This window comes from Vibrio sp. 1978 (assembly GCF_033344345.1).
On record NZ_JAWPOP010000027.1, the window covers coordinates 1 to 21,877 of the forward strand.

Annotated in this window: 21 protein-coding genes and 1 pseudogene; 17 read left to right on the plus strand and 5 right to left on the minus strand. The window is 45.6% G+C overall.

Annotation, left to right across the window (positions count from 1 at the left end; all coding sequences use genetic code 11):
* Nucleotides 1–83: 83 nt before the first annotated feature.
* The 4 genes and pseudogenes from R8N49_RS20215 to R8N49_RS20230 all read left to right on the plus strand — a co-directional run.
* Nucleotides 84–173 (plus strand): annotated as a pseudogene (locus R8N49_RS20215) (flagellar protein); the annotation flags it as partial.
* The gene (gene flgK, locus R8N49_RS20220; RefSeq protein ID WP_239932330.1) at nucleotides 174–1,547 is read left to right on the plus strand and encodes a flagellar hook-associated protein FlgK; all 1,374 of its coding nucleotides are present in this window, start codon (nucleotides 174–176) and stop codon (nucleotides 1,545–1,547) included.
* Between the two features lie 13 nt (nucleotides 1,548–1,560).
* Entirely contained in the window at nucleotides 1,561–2,460 is a 900-nt protein-coding gene (gene flgL, locus R8N49_RS20225) for a flagellar hook-associated protein FlgL (RefSeq protein WP_005373998.1), read from the plus strand.
* Nucleotides 2,461–2,478: 18 nt separating this feature from the next.
* The gene (locus tag R8N49_RS20230; protein ID WP_186585500.1) at nucleotides 2,479–3,519 is read left to right on the plus strand and encodes a flagellin; all 1,041 of its coding nucleotides are present in this window, start codon (nucleotides 2,479–2,481) and stop codon (nucleotides 3,517–3,519) included.
* An 88-nt stretch (nucleotides 3,520–3,607) separates the two neighbouring features.
* Here the strand turns inward: R8N49_RS20230 and R8N49_RS20235 are convergent, their stop codons facing one another.
* Nucleotides 3,608–6,271 (minus strand): DUF2339 domain-containing protein, encoded by a 2,664-nt coding sequence (locus tag R8N49_RS20235; protein WP_054574522.1) that lies wholly within the window; start codon nucleotides 6,269–6,271, stop codon nucleotides 3,608–3,610.
* A gap of 440 nt (nucleotides 6,272–6,711) precedes the next feature.
* Between R8N49_RS20235 and R8N49_RS20240 the strand changes: the two genes are divergently transcribed.
* The 4 genes from R8N49_RS20240 to R8N49_RS20255 all read left to right on the plus strand — a co-directional run bounded on the left by R8N49_RS20240 (nucleotide 6,712) and on the right by R8N49_RS20255 (nucleotide 10,878).
* Nucleotides 6,712–8,511, plus strand: coding sequence for a cation:proton antiporter (locus tag R8N49_RS20240; RefSeq protein ID WP_005373994.1), 1,800 nt, complete (start codon nucleotides 6,712–6,714; stop codon nucleotides 8,509–8,511).
* Between the two features lie 238 nt (nucleotides 8,512–8,749).
* Nucleotides 8,750–9,769: a type 2 isopentenyl-diphosphate Delta-isomerase gene (fni, locus tag R8N49_RS20245; protein WP_005388695.1), complete on the plus strand. Its 1,020-nt coding sequence runs from the start codon at nucleotides 8,750–8,752 to the stop codon at nucleotides 9,767–9,769.
* A gap of 194 nt (nucleotides 9,770–9,963) precedes the next feature.
* Nucleotides 9,964–10,227, plus strand: a complete 264-nt coding sequence (locus R8N49_RS20250) for a DUF3012 domain-containing protein (RefSeq protein WP_005373992.1) — start codon at nucleotides 9,964–9,966, stop codon at nucleotides 10,225–10,227.
* 252 nt (nucleotides 10,228–10,479) lie between these two features.
* The gene (locus tag R8N49_RS20255; protein ID WP_005373991.1) at nucleotides 10,480–10,878 is read left to right on the plus strand and encodes a GFA family protein; all 399 of its coding nucleotides are present in this window, start codon (nucleotides 10,480–10,482) and stop codon (nucleotides 10,876–10,878) included.
* A 96-nt stretch (nucleotides 10,879–10,974) separates the two neighbouring features.
* Here R8N49_RS20255 and R8N49_RS20260 read toward each other — a convergent pair whose 3' ends face one another.
* A complete protein-coding gene (locus R8N49_RS20260) occupies nucleotides 10,975–11,325 on the minus strand; it encodes a rhodanese-like domain-containing protein (protein WP_025768015.1) in 351 nt (116 codons plus the stop codon).
* A 267-nt stretch (nucleotides 11,326–11,592) separates the two neighbouring features.
* Here R8N49_RS20260 and R8N49_RS20265 point away from each other — a divergent pair, with 267 nt between their 5' ends.
* From R8N49_RS20265 to R8N49_RS20275, 3 genes are all read left to right on the plus strand, one after another.
* Nucleotides 11,593–11,883 (plus strand): co-chaperone GroES, encoded by a 291-nt coding sequence (locus tag R8N49_RS20265; RefSeq protein ID WP_005373989.1) that lies wholly within the window; start codon nucleotides 11,593–11,595, stop codon nucleotides 11,881–11,883.
* Between the two features lie 33 nt (nucleotides 11,884–11,916).
* On the plus strand, nucleotides 11,917–13,515 hold the full coding sequence (groL, locus tag R8N49_RS20270) for a chaperonin GroEL (RefSeq protein ID WP_318190059.1): 1,599 nt from the start codon (nucleotides 11,917–11,919) through the stop codon (nucleotides 13,513–13,515).
* Nucleotides 13,516–13,620: 105 nt separating this feature from the next.
* Nucleotides 13,621–13,830, plus strand: a complete 210-nt coding sequence (locus R8N49_RS20275) for a hypothetical protein (protein WP_080257663.1) — start codon at nucleotides 13,621–13,623, stop codon at nucleotides 13,828–13,830.
* 130 nt (nucleotides 13,831–13,960) lie between these two features.
* On the opposite strand, the gene R8N49_RS20280 is transcribed toward R8N49_RS20275, so the two are convergent.
* Nucleotides 13,961–14,572 (minus strand): LysE family translocator, encoded by a 612-nt coding sequence (locus R8N49_RS20280; RefSeq protein ID WP_047102790.1) that lies wholly within the window; start codon nucleotides 14,570–14,572, stop codon nucleotides 13,961–13,963.
* A gap of 109 nt (nucleotides 14,573–14,681) precedes the next feature.
* On the opposite strand from R8N49_RS20280, the gene R8N49_RS20285 reads away from it, so the two are divergent.
* Both R8N49_RS20285 and R8N49_RS20290 read left to right on the plus strand, forming a co-directional pair.
* The gene (locus tag R8N49_RS20285) at nucleotides 14,682–15,572 is read left to right on the plus strand and encodes a LysR family transcriptional regulator (protein ID WP_005388706.1); all 891 of its coding nucleotides are present in this window, start codon (nucleotides 14,682–14,684) and stop codon (nucleotides 15,570–15,572) included.
* Between the two features lie 59 nt (nucleotides 15,573–15,631).
* Nucleotides 15,632–16,003 (plus strand): VOC family protein, encoded by a 372-nt coding sequence (locus tag R8N49_RS20290; RefSeq protein WP_005373979.1) that lies wholly within the window; start codon nucleotides 15,632–15,634, stop codon nucleotides 16,001–16,003.
* A 98-nt stretch (nucleotides 16,004–16,101) separates the two neighbouring features.
* Here the strand turns inward: R8N49_RS20290 and R8N49_RS20295 are convergent, their stop codons facing one another.
* Nucleotides 16,102–16,323, minus strand: a complete 222-nt coding sequence (locus tag R8N49_RS20295; protein ID WP_017635120.1) for a hypothetical protein — start codon at nucleotides 16,321–16,323, stop codon at nucleotides 16,102–16,104.
* 122 nt (nucleotides 16,324–16,445) lie between these two features.
* Here R8N49_RS20295 and R8N49_RS20300 point away from each other — a divergent pair, with 122 nt between their 5' ends.
* Entirely contained in the window at nucleotides 16,446–16,973 is a 528-nt protein-coding gene (locus tag R8N49_RS20300) for a TetR/AcrR family transcriptional regulator (protein WP_005373975.1), read from the plus strand.
* 44 nt (nucleotides 16,974–17,017) lie between these two features.
* Here R8N49_RS20300 and R8N49_RS20305 read toward each other — a convergent pair whose 3' ends face one another.
* Nucleotides 17,018–17,968 (minus strand): helix-turn-helix domain-containing protein, encoded by a 951-nt coding sequence (locus R8N49_RS20305; RefSeq protein ID WP_005373973.1) that lies wholly within the window; start codon nucleotides 17,966–17,968, stop codon nucleotides 17,018–17,020.
* A gap of 184 nt (nucleotides 17,969–18,152) precedes the next feature.
* Between R8N49_RS20305 and R8N49_RS20310 the strand changes: the two genes are divergently transcribed.
* From R8N49_RS20310 to eat, 3 genes are read left to right on the plus strand one after another with little or no spacing between them, the layout of a single operon-like run.
* Nucleotides 18,153–19,565 (plus strand): ethanolamine ammonia-lyase subunit EutB, encoded by a 1,413-nt coding sequence (locus tag R8N49_RS20310; protein WP_047102789.1) that lies wholly within the window; start codon nucleotides 18,153–18,155, stop codon nucleotides 19,563–19,565.
* A complete protein-coding gene (gene eutC / locus R8N49_RS20315) occupies nucleotides 19,558–20,442 on the plus strand; it encodes an ethanolamine ammonia-lyase subunit EutC (protein ID WP_054701512.1) in 885 nt (294 codons plus the stop codon). Before R8N49_RS20310 ends, eutC begins: the two co-directional genes overlap by 8 nt.
* An 11-nt stretch (nucleotides 20,443–20,453) precedes the next feature.
* Nucleotides 20,454–21,857 carry an ethanolamine permease gene (gene eat, locus R8N49_RS20320; protein ID WP_149192166.1) on the plus strand — a complete coding sequence of 468 codons (1,404 nt, stop codon included), beginning with the start codon at nucleotides 20,454–20,456 and terminating at the stop codon, nucleotides 21,855–21,857.
* The last annotated feature ends 20 nt before the right edge of the window (nucleotides 21,858–21,877 follow it).

Consider the following 21,877-nt stretch of genomic DNA (forward strand, 5'->3'; position numbering starts at 1 on the left):
GTGTGCGATGGATGTAAACTACTTAAGCAAGGTTCTCAGAGCCCTTGAATAACGGGGATGTTCATGCGATTTCCGTGGCTTCTCAAGCCGTCGCCTCTGTTAAACAGGTATTCGGTGAGGCCGGTATGACTACCGCGTTTTCTCAGCCGTTGATCAGAAAAATGGAGCTGTAAATGAACCTAGTTAATATTGCCCTTTCAGGTTTAGGCGCGAACCGTGTGGCCCTAGACGTAACCGCGCAAAACGTGGCAAACGTGAATACCGTGGGTTACAGTCGTCAACAAGCGTTGATGGCGTCTGTCGATGATGGTAAAGCCAATCGCTTAAGTCCAGGTTTAGGGGTAGAAGTCACTAGCATTCGCCGCGTTACTGATCAATTTCTGATTAAGCAAACGTGGTCGACTAACAGTATGGCGGCATACGCATCTGGATACACCAGTAACATGAGTCAGCTGGAGAATACGCTTGGTGCCGATGGTTTCAGTATATCGGCTGGCTTGGACTCGCTAAACGCTGCGCTTAACGATGCGACCGTTAAGCCGGAATCCATACCTTACCGCCAGCAGATCATTAACGAATCTGAAGCTTTGGCCCGCCGTTTTAATACGCTTACCGAGTCTTTATACAATCAACATAAAGACATGAGCGACCAACGTAATGCAGCGCTTAACCACGCGAATAGCCTTATGGAAAATATCGCGAAGGTGAACAAGCAACTGGTAGAGATGCAAGGTACAGGTGGTAACCCATCACAGTTAATGGATGAACGAGATAGGTTAATCGGTGAGTTATCTCAAACCATTGAAATCAAAACAACACAGCAGCATGACGGCAGTGTTCAGGTCACACTAACCTCTGGTCAACCGCTTGTGATGGGTACGGACCATGGCAAACTGGAAGCCATTCCTGACCCGAGTGATCCTTACTTGGCGGACTTACACGTCACGTTCTCGAATCAAAGTTTTGCGATTGGTGACTCGCTTGGTGGCAAATTAGGTGCGATTAATGACTATCAAACCGAAGTGTTGAAACCAAACCAATTGGCTCTGAATGACATGGCGAAAGCTCTCGCGGATGAATACAACGCCGTGCTTGCGACTGGCAAAGACTTAAATGGCAACCCAGGTAAATCTTTGTTCAGCTATGACCCAGCAAACCCTGCAGCCAGTTTGGATATTACCAAGCTAACTCCAGATGAGCTTGCGTTCTCAAGTGATGGAACACCTGGTAACGCAGATGCGTTGCAATCATTGATCGAGTTAAGCAACAAGCCAGTGGCGGTATCAGGTTACGGCTCAGTAAGCTTGAACGATGCCTTTAGTTCAATGGTGGGTCAAACCGCAATTAAAGCACGCCAAGCTAATGCTGATTATCAAGCGAAGTTAGCCATGAACAAGCAAGCGCACGCAGCTCGCGATAATGTTAGTTCCGTAAACAGCGATGAAGAAGCGGCTAACCTAATGATGTTTGCTAATGCGCACAATGCCAACATGAAAGTGATCAGCACAGCAAATCAACTGCTCGATTCTATTCTGCAGTTATTCTAAGAGGAAAGTTTAGATGCGAATTAGTGACAATCAATTTAGTCAAATGATGTTGCACAGCTTGCAGAGCAATAGCGCGGGACTAGGCGAAGCTCTGCAACAGATGTCTACTGGCAAGCGCTTGACCAAGCTGTCTGATGATCCAATGGCTTCGATCAAGTTGCTTAACTTAGACCGAGAAACCAGTGCGATTGCTCAGTACAAAAACAATATTGAAAACGTAAAAACGACGCTATCGAGTCAAGAAACCCATTTAGATTCGATCAAAGAAAGCTTAAAAAGCATGCGAGACATCGCGCTTTGGGGTGCGAACGGCTCTCTTACTGACGAAAGTCGTGGCGGTATGATTACAGAGCTTAAGAGTTACCGTGACTCTATTGAGTCGTCTTTTAACGCGCAGGATGAAGAAGGGCACTACCTTTTCTCTGGTACTAAAACGGATACTGCGGCTGTAAGTAAAGCGAGCGGCAGCTACGTAATTGAAGGTAATAGTGACAAGCGCGTAGTAACAATTGCTAAAGGTGTCACGATGGATTCCAATATGACTGCAAAAGAAATATTGGACCTTGGGGGAGGCCATAACGTGCTTAACCAAATTGATGCGCTGATCAAAGAGTTTGAGAGCCCTACCGCCAACTTCAGAGCTGAAGTTGAGGCGAGTATCAGCGCTATCGACGATACTTTTTCAAACGTACTAGGGACCATGACTGAGATTGGTGGTCGACACAACAACTTAGATCTTGTTGGTGGCGCGCACAGTGAAAACAAGCTGTTCGTTGACAAAGTATCTGGAGACCTCTCTGCTCTGGACTATGGTGAAGCGTCGGTACGATTGAGTAATTACATGGCCGCTTTGCAAGCAACGCAAGCAAGCTATGTGAAGATCGATGGTTTGTCGCTGTTTGACCGTTTATAAGGTTAGGAAGTTCTTTTTATGGTAATGAGTACAGTAGAGGTTAGACCCCATAGCATACGCTTAGGTGGACAAGAACAAGCCTCTATCATGCCGACCCGTTCTGCAGACTCAAGTACGGCAATTAAACCGCGCCCGGGGCGAATTCAGGCTGACACTGCGTCAGCCTACTCTGTATCTGGTATTCAGCTTACACAGGGTCAGCAGCAAGCCACGGCGGTTCAGATCGCGTCCAAATCGCTGCAGGTGATTGGCAAAGAGCTCACGCAAATTAAACGTGGTTTGACGCAAGCTATTAATCAAGGCGTACAAAATGTTCCTGGTTTGCAGGATACATTGGTTCGCTCTAAAGCCACCATCCAAAAAGTCGTTGAGCAAGCACGTTTCGATGGCCAGAAAGTCCTAAATAACGAACTGCACTTAAAACTGGATAAAGCGGATATTCGTCGCTTTTCTATTCCAGGTTTGAATGTTCATCGCTTAAGCGACAAGGCCGAGCAAATCCGTTTGGATTTTCCTCAAGGTCAAGCGGTGATGATTCAGTTTGATGGACAATCAGACGGTGAGCGAACGGTCAAAATGCTGGATCGCAGCTTGATTGCGTTAGGAATGCGAGCCTCATTAGCCGATGATGGCAGCATTTTATTTGAAGCCAGAGACAACGCTTATCAACAAATGCAGCAAAAGGTGATGGTAACGGGGGAAGGGCACCGATTCCCTGCGGGACAGCCTAACGTTTTGAACTTAAAGTCTGAGCCAGATGGTATTGCGGAGCTCGGGTTTGATCTAGGCTCACGCGACGGCATCAAGCAGACGATTGCCAAAGTAAATCAGCATCTGAAACAAGTTCAAACGAGCTTGCAGGAAGCGAAAGCTTTTCATGGTGAACTGAATACTCAAATGCGTTCTATCCAAACCAAAACCGCACAGCTTTCAGTCAATGAGGTGAATGCAAAACTGGATGGATTCATGCAAAAGTCTGGCGAGTTTACTTCGACTTTTCAGGCATTGAATGCGCAAGCAAACGTGCGTCGTCATACTGTGGTCGCTTTACTGAAGTAACGAACACTCCAATGATTCCCGGCTTTACACTGTTATCGTCCCCCAATAACGAAAACAGCGCACTGTCGGGAATCTCTCTTCGACTCGTCTAGGGCTCGAGAGCTTTTGCCACCGAACGATTCAATTTCTGGAATAGCCATCCAAGTGCTATCAAAGACGCACCTAAGCCTAAGAAGCTTATCGCTCGCCAGAACCCATCCAGAGAGCTCACATCCCATAAGAATACTTTCAGTGCGACACAGGCAAGGACCACTAGACCGACACGCTGCATCATCAGCCCCTGTTGGGTCACGCCGCGCCAAGTCAGCAATCCACCTACGAGCAAGCCAGCCACTGAATAACTGAACAACTCTGCCATGCTGGTTGGCTGATACAGCATCATCGATGTGGTTTGCCAGAATTGACGGATAGACATCCCCAACCAAATGGCTGCAAGTAAAAAGCCTAGACTAGCAATCGCAAATCGATGAACTTGCAACGTATTCCAGCGCTTAAACGTTGCGATAAGCAGGATGCAAGCTGGTAACAGCCAGCCGATACTCAGCATGTTAAAGATGGGAAGTGCTTGTGCCGAGACGTTATCAGTCACCAACGGCGATTCTGCCGTATTAAGCAAAATAATCAATATAGCGAACGCGCACCAAAGCAAGTAACTATAGATTTCGTAGATACGGCTTAAGCGTTGCGCAAATTGGCTGCGGTAGCTGTATACCAAACCCATAACTAATGCTTGATTGGCAAAGACTGCCGCACTTGTGAAGTCGATGTGCCCCAAGTAACCATATTGCCCCGTTAACCAGTAGTTAGTTTGGGTGAACAATGCCATTAAGAATACATGTAAAAACGCCCCTTCAAACCAGTTGGTCAGTTCTCGGTCCACTTGTTTTAGTGTTGAACGAGCATAAGACAAGATGAAGAGAGAAGGCATATAACTCACAAGAACCCAAGCCCAATGCCCAGCTTCTACCGGTTGCCATTCGGGTATGAAAGGTAGCAGCGTGAGTCGGATAACCAGTATTCCCATTGCCACTTTAATCGCCCAACTCGCAGGTCGAAATAACCCGACTTGAGCCTGTAAGGCCATTATCGCAACTTGTATTGAGATTGCTGTTGTTAACCAAGTATCGCTCAACCAAACAAAAGCGATACCTACGATTAAAGCATGCATAACGGCAGAGCATTCTAATGCCAACGAACGTGCACGCTGACCAAGCACAACATAGTAAGTGGCCATCAATGCGCAGAAGGTAGTCCAATACCACAGGTAGCCTTGCATAAATTCGTCAACATAAAGCAACGTAATTAAGCTCATCGCGGGAGCCAGTACCAGCAGAAGCAGCCCACTGAGTTGCGAACGGTCACTAAGTGATTGGCAATATGTTCGATAGCAGATCAGCGCAATACTCACCGCCAATGCGAATAGGATGCTAGCTTCTCGCTCTACCATATACAGCGCATCAAAAGCGATGGTAAGAACTATTAGCGCGGTTGCCGAGACGAGTATGGATGGCAAAAATACACGTAATGACCAGCCTGTACGAAGTGCTGGTAGCCAGATGCTCGCAACAAGCAGCGTATAACAGTACGCCATTTGTAGAGTGTTCAGCTCCGGCATTCTGGTGACGGCAGAAAAGGTCAATAAAGCAGTTGCGAGAGCGGTAGCGGTCGGCGAGTTTGTCCACTTGCTTTGATAGTGACGAAAGCGAGGATTGAGCATCCAACCCATTCTCGGAACCGCGAAAATGAGATACAAAGTGATGGAGAGATAAATCGCGAGCCACGAGAACAACAGTTCTGTTGGTACACTCTCAATTAACAGCAACATCCAAATGACATGTGGAATCGCGATACTTGGCGTAATCCATGCCCTACGCACTTTTTGCATCAATAAGGTCGCCGCGAACGAAATCGCGCAGATGTATCCGGCTAACAAAAAGTAGTTGGGTTCACTACCTCCAATCCACAGTGGTGCTGTGTAGCCACCAATTAAGCCAAGCACGGCCATTAACGGCCCTTGTCGCAATGATAATGCTAAACTGAAAAATGCGGCTGAAGCCAAAATGATCAACGAGATACTCGGCGTTAGCATTTGATAAACCACAAAGGCAAAAATGACGGTGCAGTAAATGCCCGTTAATCCCGTACCGGTAACGGCAGCAGGAACATACGTAAAGCCTTGGGCTCGTGCTGCCCGTTGCGGATTCTGTTGTTCTTTACGGTGAAACCACTCGCCAACAAGCACCATAAGTAATGAGATCACAAAGGCAAAGGATACTCGCATAAATGGCGAAAACTGGATGTGGCTACCAATCACCTGTACGAGATAACCTCCACCGATCAGCATGGCCAATGCGCCTACCCAAACCAACCAATTTTCTTGAATGTTGCTAAGCAGGCTCTGAACTTTACTCTGAAGGAATGACTCATTTTCTTGACTAAAAACATCCAGTTGCACTTCTCTTGTCTGGGCGTACCCTTGATTCGCAGCGCTCTGGTCCAAGTCTAGGTTGGCAGCTGGATCATGTTCCCCAGAGGATGAGACATTTTTCTGTTGTGATTCTATGTGAGGTGGCGTCGCTACAGATGGTGTGTCTTTTTCGATGCTGGATTGTTGGTGCACTTGTGGGTTTGAGCCCCCATGGACACTGGCTCGTAGTGATGTGACTTCCTCACGAAGTTTGGCTAGTTCTTTTTCTAAAAGTGCAGCTCGGTTGGCGGCTTTCACTCCGATGAGGATGGCGAGACACGCCATGAACAGTGCTAGTATTACGTACAATCCATTTCTCCTTGCGTACGTCGCGTGACCCACGATTCTTAACTTTGAGCACTTACGCTAAAGCTTAGTTCATGCTCTATGCCTTAGCCTCATATAGTGCTAGGTTCCGCGCTTTCTTTAGAAATCATTCTACATAATGAAACTCAATGCGTAATGATGAATTCGACAAAGTCGCACACTTGTGTGCCACTTTAAAACCTGATGAACAAAAATGAGTCGTTAAGTCATTGGGGGTCAACTATATTCATAGTTCTGATGCGATCGCCAAATGACTTCAAACATGTGCGTTTCGTAGCGATGTCATCGAAGGTCAGTCGTTTGATTTGCACGTTCGGTTGTTTCTATTTGACCGTAAGGCTGAATGTATTCGGGTATAGCGCATTCACGCGAAAAAAGACAAAAACAGGTAATTATTGATGCAAGTGGGTAATGAAGCGCTGGTGCTGTCAGCGGTTGGGGTTATTGGTTTAGGTTGCCAATGGTTAGCTTGGCGATTGCGTTTGCCAGCGATTTTATTTTTGTTGTTGGCAGGGCTGATCGTCGGGCCATTTATGCAGTGGTTAAACCCTGATGAGATATTAGGTAATTTGCTCTTTCCGTTGGTCTCTTTAGCGGTGGCAGTGATTTTATTTGAAGGCAGTTTGACCTTAAATTTTAAAGAAATTCGTGGCGTGAGTGGTTCGGTATGGAGCATTGTTTCCATCGGGGCGATCATTTCGTGGGCAGCGACCAGTATCGCAACACACTATTTCCTCGGCTTTACTTGGGAGCTTGCCATGTTGTTTGGCAGCTTAACCGTAGTAACAGGGCCGACGGTCATCGTGCCACTTCTACGAACCGTAAGACCTAACAGTACGCTTGCTAACATTTTGCGATGGGAAGGGATTTTGATTGACCCGCTCGGTGCGCTTTTTGTTGTGATGGTTTACGAGTTTATCGTATCTCACAGTGCGATAAATAGCGTCGAAGTGTTTGGGACGATCATTGCTGTCGGTGTCATGCTAGGTGCGGCCTCAGGCTATGCAGTTGCGACGATCATGCGTCGTTCTTGGCTACCGGAATATTTGCAGCCATTTGCGGTTTTGATGGTGGTTCTAGGTGTATTTTCGGTCTCTAACCACATTGAGTCTGAAGCTGGGTTACTAACCGTCACCGTAATGGGTATGTGGCTCGCAAACGCTAAAGACATCAATATTCAGCAAATTCTGCATTTTAAAGAGCATTTAACCATTTTACTGATCACCGGATTGTTCATCTTCCTTGCGGCTCGAATCAGTCTGGATGATTTTGCTGCGCTAGGTAGCGGTGCGTTATTGTTGTTTGTATTTATGCAGTTAGTGTCGCGTCCGTTATCGATTTTTCTTTCAACCTTCCGCAGCAACTTGCGTCTCAAAGATAAGCTGTTTTTGTCTTGGGTTGCACCGCGCGGTATTGTTGCTGCTTCGATTTCGTCTCTTTTCGCGATCAAATTGACTGAATACGGCATTGATGAAGCGATTTTACTGGTCCCTATGACCTTCATGGTGATTATAGGAACGGTCGTGTTACAAAGTGCGACGGCACGTCCTGTAGCGCTGACGTTGGGCGTTGCAGAGCCAGCACCACGCGGCTTCTTGTTGATTGGTGCTAACCGAGTAGCAAGAGAAATAGGGCAGGCGCTGGCGCGTTATGACCGCCGCGTATTAATGACTGACTCAAACTGGGAGTACATCAGTCAGGTTCGTATGTTGGGATTGGATTACTATTACGGCAACCCTATTTCTAGTCACGCGGACGACAACTTGAACTTGATAGGAGTTGGACAAGTGGTTGCATTAACGCCCGATCAGCATTTCAACATTATGGCTTGCATGCAATTCGTCGACGAGTTTGGGGAAGATAAAGTTCACTGCTTACAAAAAGTGAAAACCAACGGCAATGGCAGCGAGAAGCACTCCGTGGCTCAGGAGTACCATGGTAAATTGCTGATGGGCGGCAATGTAAGCTATACCCAGCTAGCCAGTATGTTAAGTCGTGGTGCAGAGGTTAAACACACGAAATTGAGCGATAACTTCACGTATCAAGATTATTTAGCGCATCACAAAGGTAGTTCAGTTGTACCGCTGTTCCATGTAGAAGAAAAAGGAAAAATTCAATTCTGTGATGATCCCGAACAGTTTGAACCAACGACGACAAGCACTGTTGTGTCGCTAATTCTGTCGGACAGCGTAAAGTAAACTACAGAGCAATGTGATCCATTTTCATCATGGGTATCGTACGCTGATTATCTCAATTTGAAGAGAAACTTGCCGGCTTGTTTAAAACGGAAAGCGAGTTTCTTTTCTTATAATGTCAGGGGCAGTCGAGATTCATTACTCGTTTCGGAAAAGTAATCCGGCAAATTCAAAAAATTCGCATTGACGTTACTGATAAGGATCGCAATACTGCGCGACTGTTTTACTTTAGGGTGACATTATGGCTCCGCAAACTAACCGAAAAGATTTACACCTAGATGCTGTTTTACATCATGATATGAGCATGAAGCATAAAACGGCGGGTTTTGAGTCTGTCGAGTTTGAACACTGTGCGCTGCCAGAATGTGACTTTCACGCGATCGATTTATCGACAGAGTTTCTTGGTCATCAATTAGCGCTACCGTTTTTGATTAGCTCGATGACTGGCGGAGCAAAAGACGCAGAAACGATCAATTGTCGTTTAGCTGAAGCAGCAAGTGAATTAGGTATTGCCATGGGTGTGGGCTCGCAACGGATTAGCTTAGAAGAAAGTCAGCATTCGGGCTTGGGTAAAACCATTCGTGAGTTGGCGAAAGAAGTACCGTTGTATTCCAATCTTGGAGCCGCTCAATTGCTCGATAAAGGTAAACTCGATAATGCGCAACGTGCGGTTGAGGCGATTCAAGCCGATGCCTTGTTTGTGCACGTTAATCCAATGCAGGAAGCGTTTCAGAAAAATGGCGACCACAATTGGGTTGGTGTTTTCCAGGCAATTGAGATGCTTAAATCTCGCGTGAAGGTTCCTATCATTATCAAAGAAGTCGGTTTTGGTATTAGCGGACACGTTGCGCAGCGATTAATTGATGCTGGTGTGGATGCAATTGACGTTGCGGGCGCGGGTGGCACAAGCTGGAGTGCGGTTGAAGGGTATTGCCAAGATAATCCGAAAATGCAGCGTGCAGCCGAGCTTTTCCGCGATTGGGGTGTCCCTACAGCAACATGTTTGGCTCAAATCCGCGCACTGCATCCTACATTACCCTTGATCGCCTCGGGAGGTGTTCATAACGGACTTGAAGCGGCGAAAGCCATTCATTTGGGTGCTAATCTCATTGGGCAAGCTGGTGCGGTATTAAAAGCTGCGACGATCAGCACGCAGTCTGTCGTCGATCACTTTGAACAAATGGCATTAGAGCTGCGTTTAGCGTGCTTTGGTACTGGCTCTTTTAAGGTTGGTGAGCTAACAAAAGCGCGCTGCCTATAGCTTTTAGAATGGCGCGCTTTACACAGAGTCGCTCAATAATTTTTCGGTGTCTTAACACGTAGACTGATAATTTCGTTATAGTTGATACAAAAGTCACTTCAGCTAGTGACGCCTTTATTCAGACACTTGAATGGGCATGTGTTGAAGAGATTGAGTTTAATTTTACTATTGTTTGCAACTGGAACCTTAAATTTATGAAAAAACTAGTCATGCTGATGTTGGCGGCTTCTGCTTTGACCGCTTGTAGTGATGAAGTGGGCACTGAAGGCTGGTGTAACGACATGCGCGATAAGCCAAAAACAGAATGGACAGCAGACAACGCGGTAGACTTTGCAAAGCATTGTGTTCTGCAAGATGGTGTCGGCAGCGAGCAATGGTGTGAAAACCTGAAAGATAAGCCGAAAGGTGACTGGACTGCAAACGAAGCGACCAGCTTTACTAAACACTGCATTTTTTAAGCACAGCGGAAAGCGCCTTTTCTGAGGCGACATTCTGTGAGGTAAACACCAAGCGTTATTGCTTGGTGTTTTTGTATCTAAAATAGCTCGATTTTTCACGTGTCGAGCGCACTTCCCTCTGAATGGAATGTTTTACATTTTCGTTTCATTTTTGAAAACCTGTATTGCCTGTCTTTAATTTTTCGTATTGCAGTGGCATGGTGTCGAGATAGCCATCTAATTCAATTAGATTCATAACAAAAAGGAATTCAAATGGAAGTACTAAAAGGCTCATGTCTGTGCGGCAAGGTAAAGTTGGAAGTGGCAGATGAATTCAAGTACATGGGAAATTGCCATTGCTCTGAATGCCGCAAGTTCACAGGTTCTGACTATTCATCTGCCGGTGGTATTGCGTTGGATAAATTGCTTATTATCCAAGGGAAAGAAGATATTCAAACTTATCAGAAAAGCGAAAATACCATGCTATGCTTTTGTCGCCACTGCGGATCAAGTCTGTATTCGAAAAAGAACAATGGGATCGTCAATATTCGCCTTGGTATCTTGGATGACACACCTTCTCACAAGCCTGATTTCCATATTTTTGTCGCATCGAAAGCGCCATGGATCGAGATATCGGATAACCTGACTCAATTTGATGCAGGGCCCAGATAGTAGAGTTGTTGTAGATAAGTATTTAGAAACAGAGCGCGTTACAATACGCTTGCGACGCGCTCTGTGCTTTTACTTTGTATATTAGAACGGAGACGACTATTTGGCGTCTTGTAGTTCTTCAAAGCCACCTGCATTGTGCAGATTCGTAAAGCCTTGCGATTGTAAGTATTGATACGCTTTGCCAGAGCGGTTACCACTGCGACAGTACAACACGATAGCTTGATCTTTATCGACGTCTTGAAAATGTTTATCAAGTTCAGATAAAGGGAAGTTGACGGCATTATCCAAATGCCCTTCAGAAAACTCTTGCGGCGTGCGCACATCGACAATCATCGCGCCCTCGTCAATCAATTGCCAACCTTGTTCAGCGCGTTCAGAAGCTGACACGTTGGGTGAGAGGAAGCCAACGCATAACGTTGCAAGAAATAGAGATACGGCCTTTTTCATTGTTTGATTATCCTTTTTAAGAGTACGTAACCACTCTAGATTTGATTGAGCACATTTTCCATCATAAAGAGATGCTAAGTGGTTGTGAATGCGATAATTCGATAGAAAATTTTATTTAATTTAATAAAAAATTTTTATCAAATTCACCTCTTGAACTCTCATTTTTCGACCTTATTATTTTCATCGAAAGCGAGCTGTCGACTCGCAAATCCATCTTGATGTTTATTTTGTCTTTTATTTTTGGTTCCAAGTAGGAGGCACTTAAAAATGAAAATTCGTCCTTTAAATGACAAGCTAATTGTTGAAAGACAAGAGGTGGAAAATAAATCTGAAGGGGGAATCGTTTTAACTTCTCAGTCGGTGAAAAAATCAAACCGCGGGAAAGTCATTGCTGTTGGTTTAGGTAAACGTCTTGAAAATGGCGAACGCGCTGCGATGGAAGTCAAAGTGGGCGACCAAATCATTTTCAATGACGGTTACGGCGTGAAAACCGAGAAAATTGACGGCGCAGAATACTTAATTCTGTCCGAATCTGATGTGTTAGCAATCGTTGAGTAATTATTTTTGTAGTAGTTTTTTGAGGAGATAACCATGGCTGCAAAAGACGTATTATTTGCTAATGACGCACGTCAAAAAATGCTGAAAGGTGTGAACTTACTGGCGGACGCAGTAAAAGTGACACTAGGCCCGAAAGGCCGCAACGTTGTGCTTGATAAATCTTACGGTGCGCCAACCATCACCAAAGATGGCGTGTCTGTAGCGAAAGAAATCGAACTGAAAGACAAGTTCGAAAACATGGGCGCACAAATGGTGAAACAAGTGGCGTCCAAAGCGAATGATGAAGCGGGTGACGGTACAACGACGGCTACTGTACTGGCGCAATCTTTCATCAATGAAGGTCTTAAAGCGGTAGCCTCTGGCATGAACCCAATGGACCTAAAACGTGGTATCGACAAAGCCACTGAAGCGGCGGTTGAGAAACTACGTAAAATGTCTAAGCCATGCAGCGACAAAGAATCCATCATCCAAGTGGGTAGCATTTCTGCAAACAGCGATCGCGCGATCGGTGAAATCATTGCAGAAGCGATGGAAAAAGTGGGTCGCAATGGCGTGATTACGGTGGAAGAAGGCCAAGGTCTAGACAACGAATTGTCTGTGGTTGAAGGTATGCAATTTGACCGCGGTTACTTGTCGCCATACTTCATCACTAACCAAGAAAATGGCAGCGTCGAGCTAGACAACCCATACATCTTATTGGTGGACAAAAAAGTCAGCAGCATCCGCGAGCTATTGCCTGTACTAGAAGAAGTAGCGAAATCTTCTCGCTCGCTATTGATCATTGCTGAAGACATCGAAGGTGAAGCGTTAGCGACATTGGTTGTGAACAACATGCGCGGCATCGTGCGTGCGACCGCGGTGAAAGCGCCTGGCTTTGGTGACAACCGTAAAGCGATGATGGAAGACATTGCGGTACTAACTGCTGGTACGGTCATCTCTGAAGAAATCGGCCTAGAGCTCGAAAAAGCAACGTTAGAGCAACTAGGTAGTGCGAAGAAAGTGACCATTACCAAAGACACAACAACCATTGTGGGTGGCGCAGCAGAAGCAAGCGCGATTGCTGATCGTGTGGCTTCGATTGAAAAACAAATCGAAACAACCACTTCTCAATACGACAAAGATAAGCTTCAACAACGTGTTGCGAAGCTATCTGGCGGCGTAGCGGTGATCAAGATCGGCGCTGCAACCGAAGTTGAGATGAAAGAGAAGAAAGACCGCGTGGACGATGCGCTACACGCTACTCGCGCAGCGGTTGAAGAAGGTATTGTTGCTGGTGGTGGTGTTGCCCTAACTAAGATCGCGAAAGAATTGGCGGATCTAAAAGGCGACAATGATGACCAAAACGTGGGTATCCGAGTTGCGCTACGTGCAATGGAAGAGCCTCTTCGTCAAATCGCAACTAACGCAGGTGACGAAGCTTCTGTTGTGGCGAACGCTGTCAAAGCTGGTGATTCCGATTACGGTTACAACGCTGCAACAGGTGAATACGGCAACATGATCGAAATGGGCATCTTGGACCCTGCGAAAGTAACACGTTCAGCGCTTCAATTCGCAGCGTCTGTTGCTGGCTTGATGATCACCACTGAAGCGATGATCACCAACCACGTTGAAGACAAAGAACTTGATATCTAACGTCATCAATCGTTAGTGATTAAGTAAGCGTTAAAATAACAATAACATTGCAAAACCTAAGCGGGCTCGCTTGAGCCCGCTAATCAGTCATTTGAGGTAAGTGTTATGACCCGTTTACCTGCGTTTTCTTTCTCAATATCTGAGCCGGGCGGTAATGAAGCTTCGTCAAAGTGGCCGACTGCTATTCACTTCCCCCTCGTTCCAGCTGGGCCAGAGTTTTCGATCGAAAATGCTCTGCCTAAACGTCCGACAGTGACGATATTCACTATCGATCTGTCTCAGTTACTTAAAGGGGACGCTCGGGTCATTCATTAACTGCATCGAAACAGCCAGCGCACGTTGGCTGTTTTTTCTAATTTAAGGTATTGATAATGCAGATTTTTATTTGATTACAGCCACTTGTTCAATGATCAATTTGAATTGGGGTAATCGGACCGCAAGCGTACTACACTTTTAAGCCCAGCATCGCGCCGAAAATGATTAATCCCGCCCCACATGCTTGATTGAGTCGATGCTTAATCTTCAACAAGAAAGCTTGTAGCTGGGGTGACGTGAATAAAACAGCAACGATAGAAAACCAAATACCATGCAGCGCAATCATATAAATCCCGTAGAACAAGGCGATGTGTTGCTGACTAGAGTCGGGAGAAATCACTTGGCTAAAAATACTCAGAAAAAACAGCATCGTCTTGGGATTGAGTAAATTACACAGAAACCCCTGCATGAAAAATCGCCACATTGAATACTCGCTCTGTTGAACGGTTTCTGAGTTTGATGCAGGTTGCGAGGAGAATATTCCTTTAATCCCAAGGTAGACAAGATAAGCGGCTCCAAGATAGCGCACGAGATTAAACAACCATTCATTTTGTGAAATTAAGTAACTGATCCCCAGCATGGAGTAAGCGGTGTGGATGCTTATCGCCATGCTGATACCAATCGCACTGTATACGCCTGCTTTTCGTCCTTGATTTAAGCTATTTCTTAATACCAAAACAAAGTCTGCGCCAGGGCTAATGACAATAAGCACACCTAATAACGCAAGAGTTACAAATTCCATATCGATTTCCTGTTTGAATGATGAAGTCTGGGATGTAGCGGAATTGTAGGTGTCTTTATTACTGACTATAATCGAAAAATATTCCCATATTGGTGAGAAAAACTCACAGATGCGTCACCTGAAATCTTTTTATGTCTTCCACGTTGCGGCGAGTTCTTCAAGCTACACTGAAGCGGCTGACAAACTGAACATTACTCACGGAGCCGTGAGTAAGCAGATCAAGCAACTTGAGCAATATCTGTCTCAACCTTTGTTCTTCAAAGAGGGCAGGAAAGTCGTGTTGACGGCAGAAGGCGAATTACTCAAGACATACACAGAAACGGCATTCCAAACGCTAGAAACAGGCGTGAATACGCTTATTCAAGAGAAGCATCAGCATCTTGAAGTGTCTTGTGAACCGACATTAACCATGCGCTGGTTGATGCCAAGGTTGGCCGCGTTTAATGATGAACACCGTGCTGATGTTCGTTTGTCGACGGCTGGTGGCCCGGTAACATTAGGATCAACTGGGCTTTCGATGGCGATTCGTCGAGACGATTTTGCGCAGCATCACGATTACGACAAAACCATTCTTGTGGAAGAGTGGGTGGGGCCGGTATTTTCTCCTGAGTATTGGCAATCCATTAAAGACAATTTGAAAGCAGCTCGATTGTTGAATAGCCAAACCAGACCGAATGCTTGGGCGGATTGGCAGCAATCAACACGTTGTGAAACTTTCAACGGCAACACTCAGCAATCATTCGCGCATTTTTATTTTTGCATACAAGCAGCGGTGGACGGCTTAGGCGTCGCAATGGGATCGTATCCTTTTGTCATGGACGATATTAAGCGTGGTAATTTGGTCGCACCATTTGGGTTTTCTCCATCAAGTTGCAATTACGTTTTATTGAGTCAAGATAAAAAGCGTACAGAACTCGAACATAAATTTATCACGTGGTTACAAACGCAAATGGCAGAGTGTGTGCCACTGTCATCACAGCAGATTACGCAAGGCGAATAGAAGGCATAGAGCGAGATTACGTCAGTCAGTTTTATGGAAAAAGGCTTAGGAAATTGGAAATGGAAAACCTCAATATTGTTGAAATCAAATCATTTGTTCCGGCGAAAGATTACGCGCTATCAAAACGTTTTTATGAGGCGATTGGCTTTGAAATGGCGTCGGACTTCGGTGATGTAGCATACTTCTCTCAAGGTAGCTGCGCGTTTCTTTTACAGAATTTTTATGAGCCAGAACACGGCAATAACTTCATGATGCACTTGCTCGTAGAAGACGCAGAAAGTTGGCATCAGCACTTATCCAAAGTGGGTCATGAGGAATTTGGTTCGCGTTTGACAGAGCTAGTCGAGCAACCTTGGGGCATGCGCGAATGTTGTTTGTTTGACCCTAGTGGCGTTTTATGGCGAATTGGCCAGAACATGAATACTGACTAAAGCCAGTCTTATTTTCACCACATCTACGCGCAGGTATTGAGATCTCGATATCTGCGCGTTTTCTTTTTTACTTAGCCTTGCCAACGTTTGTAGCGCACTCACGCCTTTTTCGAGGTGGTGTGCGATGGGCTAACGCCAAAAAACTCCTCAAGCAGCATGGCTTTGAGTTCCGCTCTGACTTCTGCGCCACCGATTAACGCCAAAAGTGCGAGTCCTCCTGGAATAAGGATGACCATTAATATCGGTCTTAAAATATACGAAAAGCAGAAGATGGTCGGGAAGAAAATCAATCCTTGGCCTAGTTTGTTTAATACGTACATGAGCGATTCCTTTTGTTTTTATATAAAATGAGCATGCTCAATTTTATAAATGAGCGCGCTCAATTTGTCAATCTCAACCACGCAAGGTATGATCCTTTCAGGCTCATTAAGCAGACACATCAATGACGAAGCGACAACAAACCAGAGATAAAATTCTAAAAGCCGCATGGGCATCTTTTGCTCAAAATGGCTATGACATGACGACCACAAGGCAGATAGCGAGAGAAGCAGGAGTAGCCGATGGTACAGTGTTTAGCCATTTCCCGACTAAACTGTCGATTTTGCGCGAAGGGATGCTGGCGCAACTGCAACAGATCAGCCAAGAAACGCTAGTCAGTGTGGAAGGTAAAACCGATATCGACATTGGTTTGGCACTGACGGAGAAATACTATCGCTACTATTTTGCGAACGTTGAGCTGAGCCGAGCTTTGTTGAAAGAAGTGATTTGGGATTTGGATTATTATCAGTCGTTTAACCAAGCTTTGTTTCAATCTGTAAACGGAAGCTCCGTCCTTGAGGGAAAAATACCGCTGATTTTTGACTGCTATTTTATGACGTTAATCTCGCACTTGAGCCGTGCAGAACCGGATGTTGAAGCGGCACTTGAAGAGCTTCATGCTAAGTTTCAGCAAATCATTGCGACTGCATAACATGGCCCCAACGCAGGATCTGAAAGAATATACTGCCTGTCATTTTATTTGCTGGGCTCCCATTTTCTCGTTTCAGTTGGCGTCTCACCAAATAGCCGCTTGTAGCTTTGACTGAACTGCCCGAGATGGAAAAAACCAAAGTCAAAAGCGATTTCTGCAATTGTTCGATTATCTTCAGGGCTTTGTAGCACTCTACGTACTTGATTCAGGCGCATTCGATGTATGAACTGCTTTGGGGAAGTATTACAGCAATGTTCAAAGGTGTACTGTAGTGTGCGACGACTGACGTGTACTGCGTCACACAGTTCACTGACGGTTATCGGTGTACGGTAGTCTAGATCCTGTAGCTGTTGTTTTATACGGTGCATCACGTGTTGACGATGAGAGATTGATATCGGATGGCTCGTGTGCAGTGAACTGAGTGAGAACAACTCCAGCACAATATCTTTTAAGATTGCTTGATGTGTGGTTTCAGACCATCTTGGCTCGGCGGAACCAAGTAACGTGCCTAAGTAGTATTTAAGTTGTTGAATGTGTTTTTCCGTCAAACCCGTTAAGTGTAATGTGTTGTTTTGGATACTCCCAAGCTCAAGTTGATTTTCTATGATGTGAACGAAGTTTTTGTCGAGCACTATTCCATAGATAGAAAACTGCTCCGGTGTCATTAACTCAAAATCAGCGCCACCTTGCCTAAGCAAAAGTTGGCTTGAATTAAACTGACTGTGATTTAGGTGTAGCGGCTTATTTTCCGCACTCAAACCCAACCAAATACCTCCCTCTTCAACCCTGCATTGCTGTCTTAGCGAGCGGTTACTGTCTTCACGAAACACATGGAAATTGGGAAATCGTCGTTCTCGAATTTGACCTAAAAATCGACCATCGCTGAGTTGGTCATATTCCTGTTGCCAGTTTATCAGACTCGCAGCTTGTTGGTTTGCATCCTTAGTGTGATGGATGCACAGCATTGGTGCAGTTTGGGGCATTTGGTTACTCATCCTTGTGATGCTCATTCCTTTTTTGTGAGTCATGTTGGAGCAGTATTTACATAACTCATTGTTTATTATTGGTTTATAAATGTTGCCAGTTTTTGATAACGCTACGGAACACATTTGGCAATACTTTCTTAAAGCTTATTGATAGTTCAGCAAAAAGCGAACCAAATAGTGAAGAGGAAGAGCAATGACGGCAACTTATCGTCGGCAACAAGGAAGTAAAGTCTATACCTTTAAGTCATTAGCTGACTTGATGGCGAAAGCGACACCGGAGCGCTCAGGCGATGCGTTAGCCGGGGTTTGTGCTCAGTCAGCGGCAGAACGTGTAGTCGCACAAATGGCGCTGTCTGAGTTACCACTTAAAACGTTTCTTAACGAGGCGGTTATTCCATACGAAAGCGACGATATCACTCGCCTAATTATCGATACGCATGACCTTGAAGCCTTTAAGCCGATTGAGCACTTGACGGTCGGAGATTTTCGAAATTGGCTGCTGAGTGAAGAAGCCGATGGTGAAACGTTGGCTAAAATTCGTCAAGGTTTAACACCAGAAATGGTGGCCGCAGTCAGTAAGATTATGCGCAACCAGGATTTGATTCTCGTTGCTAAAAAATGCCAAGTTGTCACGGCTTTTCGGAATACGATTGGTTTGCCGAGTCGCCTGTCTACTCGCTTACAGCCGAATCATCCCACTGATTCTCTCAACGGTATCGCAGCGACCATTTTTGATGGTCTGATGTACGGAAATGGCGATGCGGTTATCGGTATCAATCCGGCAACAGATAATGTACCTCAAGCTATTAAGTTAATGAACTTAATGGATGAGGTGATTCAACACTATCAAATACCGACTCAGTCTTGTGTGTTAACTCATGTCACGAACACGATCGAAGCCATTGAAATGGGCGCACCAGTCGATCTCGTTTTTCAGTCGATAGGCGGCACGCAAGGGACGAATGATACCTTCGGAATCGACTTGTCGATTTTGAAAGAGGCCCATGAAGCCGCGTTGTCTTTGAATCGAGGTAGTGTAGGAAACAATGTGATGTATTTTGAAACCGGACAAGGTACAGCGCTGTCTGCTAATGCATTTCATGGGGTCGATCAGCAGACTTGTGAAGCCCGCGCTTATGCTGTCGCGAAACAGTTCGATCCTTTGTTGGTTAATACTGTCGTTGGGTTTATTGGCCCTGAGTATCTGTTTGATGGCAAACAGATCATTCGTGCTGGGCTTGAAGATCATTTCTGTGGGAAGTTGCTTGGTTTACCTATGGGTTGCGATATCTGTTACACCAATCATGCCTATGCCGATCAGAATGACATGGATAACTTGCTGACACTATTAGGTGTGGCCGAGTGCTCGTTCATCATGGGTATTCCAGGGGCTGATGACATCATGCTCAACTATCAAACTACCTCATTTCACGATGCCCTTTACGCAAGAAAAGTACTCGGTTTGAAGCCAGCACCAGAGTTTGAACAATGGTTAATGGAGATGCAGATTTTCGAGAGCGTGCAAGACGTTCGGTTAAGTGAGCAAATCTCTCGCTCGTTTTCGGGAGCAATTAACCAACTGAATAAGGGGTATTCTCATGGGTAAAGTAATCACCATTGCTCAGTCCCCACAAGATGAGTCTGAAGTTGTCACACACAACCCGTGGGGCAAGTTACGCGACTTCACCTCTGCTCGGATCGCTCTGGGTCGTAGCGGGAACAGTGTACCAACCAACGAGTTACTCTCATTTCAGCTGGATCACGCCCAAGCTATGGATGCAGTGCATTGCAGTTTGAATATTGAGTCTCTCGTTGCTGGTTTGTCGGACTCTTACTCGATTCTTGAAAATACCTTAGAGCCTCCAGTGGTAGTGAGCAGCCAAGTGAGTGATCGGATTATGTACCTGCAAAGGCCCGATTTAGGAAGGCAACTCGATGAATCTTCTTGGCAAACGCTCAACTCGATAGCAAATGAGCATAACGCTGACATTGATCTTGCGATTGTTATTGCTGATGGACTTTCTTCCGTCGCAATTCAAAACCATGCCGTGCCTGTTGTTACTCGATTGATTTCTCTTTTAAGCGCTGATGATGGACATCAATGGAAATTCGCACCTATCACAATCGTAAAGCAAGGAAGAGTAGCGGTAGGGGATGATGTTGGTGAATGTTTTAACGCCAAGGCCGTGCTGGTTTTAATTGGAGAGAGACCCGGCCTAACTTCTCCGGATAGCATGGGTATGTATCTCACTTGGGGGGCTAAACGAGGCTCTAAAGATTCCCAAAGAAACTGCATTTCCAATGTGCGCCCTCAGGGGCTCAACTATGACGATGCCTGTGAACGCGCATTTTACTTGCTCAAGGAGGCTCGAAAATTACAACTGTCAGGAGTGAATCTGAAAGATCGCTCCGATATCAATGAGCCAAGTGGCGCAAGCGTTGAAGATAAACACAGCGACAACTTTTTAATTTCATCAAAGTAGAAGGATTTACTATGTCTAAACATCAGGAGTACTTGGCCAAAAGGCAGCTAAAAAGAGGCACCGCAGGTTGGATTTTACTTGCTGGCTTAGGTGTCTCGTATGTTATATCTGGTGACTTTGCCGGTTGGAACTTTGGCATCGCTCAAGCAGGATGGGGAGGCTTTCTTATTGCTGCTATCGCGATGGCAGTAATGTATTTCACGCTAGTATTGTCTTTAGCTGAAATGTCTGCGGCTATTCCTGCTGCGGGTGGTGGTTACAGCTTCGCAAGACAGGCGATGGGGCCGACAGGTGGCTTTTTCACTGGCTTATCAGTTTTGATTGAATATGCGCTCGCGCCTGCTGCGATAGTGATTTTTATTGGCTCAGCAGTGAATGAATTGGTTGGTATCGATGGCCCTGTTGTTTACGCACTTTTCTACGCCGTCTTTATCGCTATTCATATGGCAGGGGTTGGCGAAGCTCTCAAAGTAATGATGGTCATCAGTGGTTTGGCTGTGCTAGCTATTCTAATTACTGCTGCTGTGCTTATTGGTCACTTTGACGTTAATAACTTATTCGATATTGCTCCGGCGACGGCTCAGGCAACAGAAATCTTGCCGTTTGGGTGGTATGGCGTATGGGCTGCGTTGCCATTTGCAATGTGGTTGTTTCTTGCGGTTGAAGGTGTGCCTTTAGCGGCAGAGGAGGCAAAAAATCCGGCAAAAGATGTTCCCAAAGGCATCATTGGTGCGATGCTGTTTTTATTGCTAACCGCAACTATCGTAGTCGTCCTTTTGGCTGGTGCGGTTGGCTCAAAGGTCATAGGCGATAGCGCGGTGCCATTAGTTGACGCCCTAAAGCTTACGGGCAATTCAACGGTAGCAATGGCCGTGAACTTACTTGGATTGGCTGGCCTTATCGCTTCTTTCTTTTCAATCATTTATGGTTACAGTCGCTTGGTGTTTGCGCTTTCCCGCGCGGGTTATTTACCGCAAACTTTGTCATTAACCAGTGACAAAAAAGTGCCTTCTCGTGCGCTTTTGGTTCCGGGCGTTTTTGGGTTCTTGGTTTCACTTACGGGTGAGGGGGACTTAATCTTGGCGATGGCTGTTGTCGGTGCGACTGTATCGTACGCATTAATGTCCTTGAGCCATATTTTATTGCGAATTAAACAGCCGGAATTAACTCGTCCATATAAAACGCCTGGTGGGATAATTACTTCGAGTATTTCTCTGGTGCTTTCTTTGATCGCAATGACAGGTGTTTATGCTTTTGATCCCTCAGCCTTTTTCATGACAATGGGATTGTTTCTTATCGGTGGTGTTTATTATGGGTTATACAGCCGCAACAAACTGGTGGCAGCAACCGCCGAGGAAGAGTTTGCCATGCTGTCTGTAGCAGAGCTAGAGCTTGAATCAGATGTCGTACGATAGTCACTTTGATTCTTGTTATT

Excerpts from the sequence above, each read along its gene's own strand:
- eutC (WP_054701512.1), top strand. The coding sequence starts at position 19,558 with ATGGGTAAAGTAATCACCATTGCTCAGTCCCCACAAGATGAGTCTGAA.
- R8N49_RS20240 (WP_005373994.1), top strand. The coding sequence starts at position 6,712 with ATGCAAGTGGGTAATGAAGCGCTGGTGCTGTCAGCGGTTGGGGTTATT.
- R8N49_RS20230 (WP_186585500.1), top strand. The coding sequence starts at position 2,479 with ATGGTAATGAGTACAGTAGAGGTTAGACCCCATAGCATACGCTTAGGT.
- flgL (WP_005373998.1), top strand. The coding sequence starts at position 1,561 with ATGCGAATTAGTGACAATCAATTTAGTCAAATGATGTTGCACAGCTTG.
- R8N49_RS20250 (WP_005373992.1), top strand. The coding sequence starts at position 9,964 with ATGAAAAAACTAGTCATGCTGATGTTGGCGGCTTCTGCTTTGACCGCT.
- eat (WP_149192166.1), top strand. The coding sequence starts at position 20,454 with ATGTCTAAACATCAGGAGTACTTGGCCAAAAGGCAGCTAAAAAGAGGC.
- R8N49_RS20305 (WP_005373973.1), bottom strand. The coding sequence starts at position 17,968 with ATGAGTAACCAAATGCCCCAAACTGCACCAATGCTGTGCATCCATCAC.
- R8N49_RS20300 (WP_005373975.1), top strand. The coding sequence starts at position 16,446 with ATGACGAAGCGACAACAAACCAGAGATAAAATTCTAAAAGCCGCATGG.
- R8N49_RS20285 (WP_005388706.1), top strand. The coding sequence starts at position 14,682 with ATGCGTCACCTGAAATCTTTTTATGTCTTCCACGTTGCGGCGAGTTCT.
- flgK (WP_239932330.1), top strand. The coding sequence starts at position 174 with ATGAACCTAGTTAATATTGCCCTTTCAGGTTTAGGCGCGAACCGTGTG.
- R8N49_RS20275 (WP_080257663.1), top strand. The coding sequence starts at position 13,621 with ATGACCCGTTTACCTGCGTTTTCTTTCTCAATATCTGAGCCGGGCGGT.
- fni (WP_005388695.1), top strand. The coding sequence starts at position 8,750 with ATGGCTCCGCAAACTAACCGAAAAGATTTACACCTAGATGCTGTTTTA.
- R8N49_RS20255 (WP_005373991.1), top strand. The coding sequence starts at position 10,480 with ATGGAAGTACTAAAAGGCTCATGTCTGTGCGGCAAGGTAAAGTTGGAA.
- R8N49_RS20235 (WP_054574522.1), bottom strand. The coding sequence starts at position 6,271 with ATGGCGTGTCTCGCCATCCTCATCGGAGTGAAAGCCGCCAACCGAGCT.
- R8N49_RS20295 (WP_017635120.1), bottom strand. The coding sequence starts at position 16,323 with ATGTACGTATTAAACAAACTAGGCCAAGGATTGATTTTCTTCCCGACC.
- R8N49_RS20265 (WP_005373989.1), top strand. The coding sequence starts at position 11,593 with ATGAAAATTCGTCCTTTAAATGACAAGCTAATTGTTGAAAGACAAGAG.
- R8N49_RS20310 (WP_047102789.1), top strand. The coding sequence starts at position 18,153 with ATGACGGCAACTTATCGTCGGCAACAAGGAAGTAAAGTCTATACCTTT.
- groL (WP_318190059.1), top strand. The coding sequence starts at position 11,917 with ATGGCTGCAAAAGACGTATTATTTGCTAATGACGCACGTCAAAAAATG.
- R8N49_RS20290 (WP_005373979.1), top strand. The coding sequence starts at position 15,632 with ATGGAAAACCTCAATATTGTTGAAATCAAATCATTTGTTCCGGCGAAA.
- R8N49_RS20280 (WP_047102790.1), bottom strand. The coding sequence starts at position 14,572 with ATGGAATTTGTAACTCTTGCGTTATTAGGTGTGCTTATTGTCATTAGC.
- R8N49_RS20260 (WP_025768015.1), bottom strand. The coding sequence starts at position 11,325 with ATGAAAAAGGCCGTATCTCTATTTCTTGCAACGTTATGCGTTGGCTTC.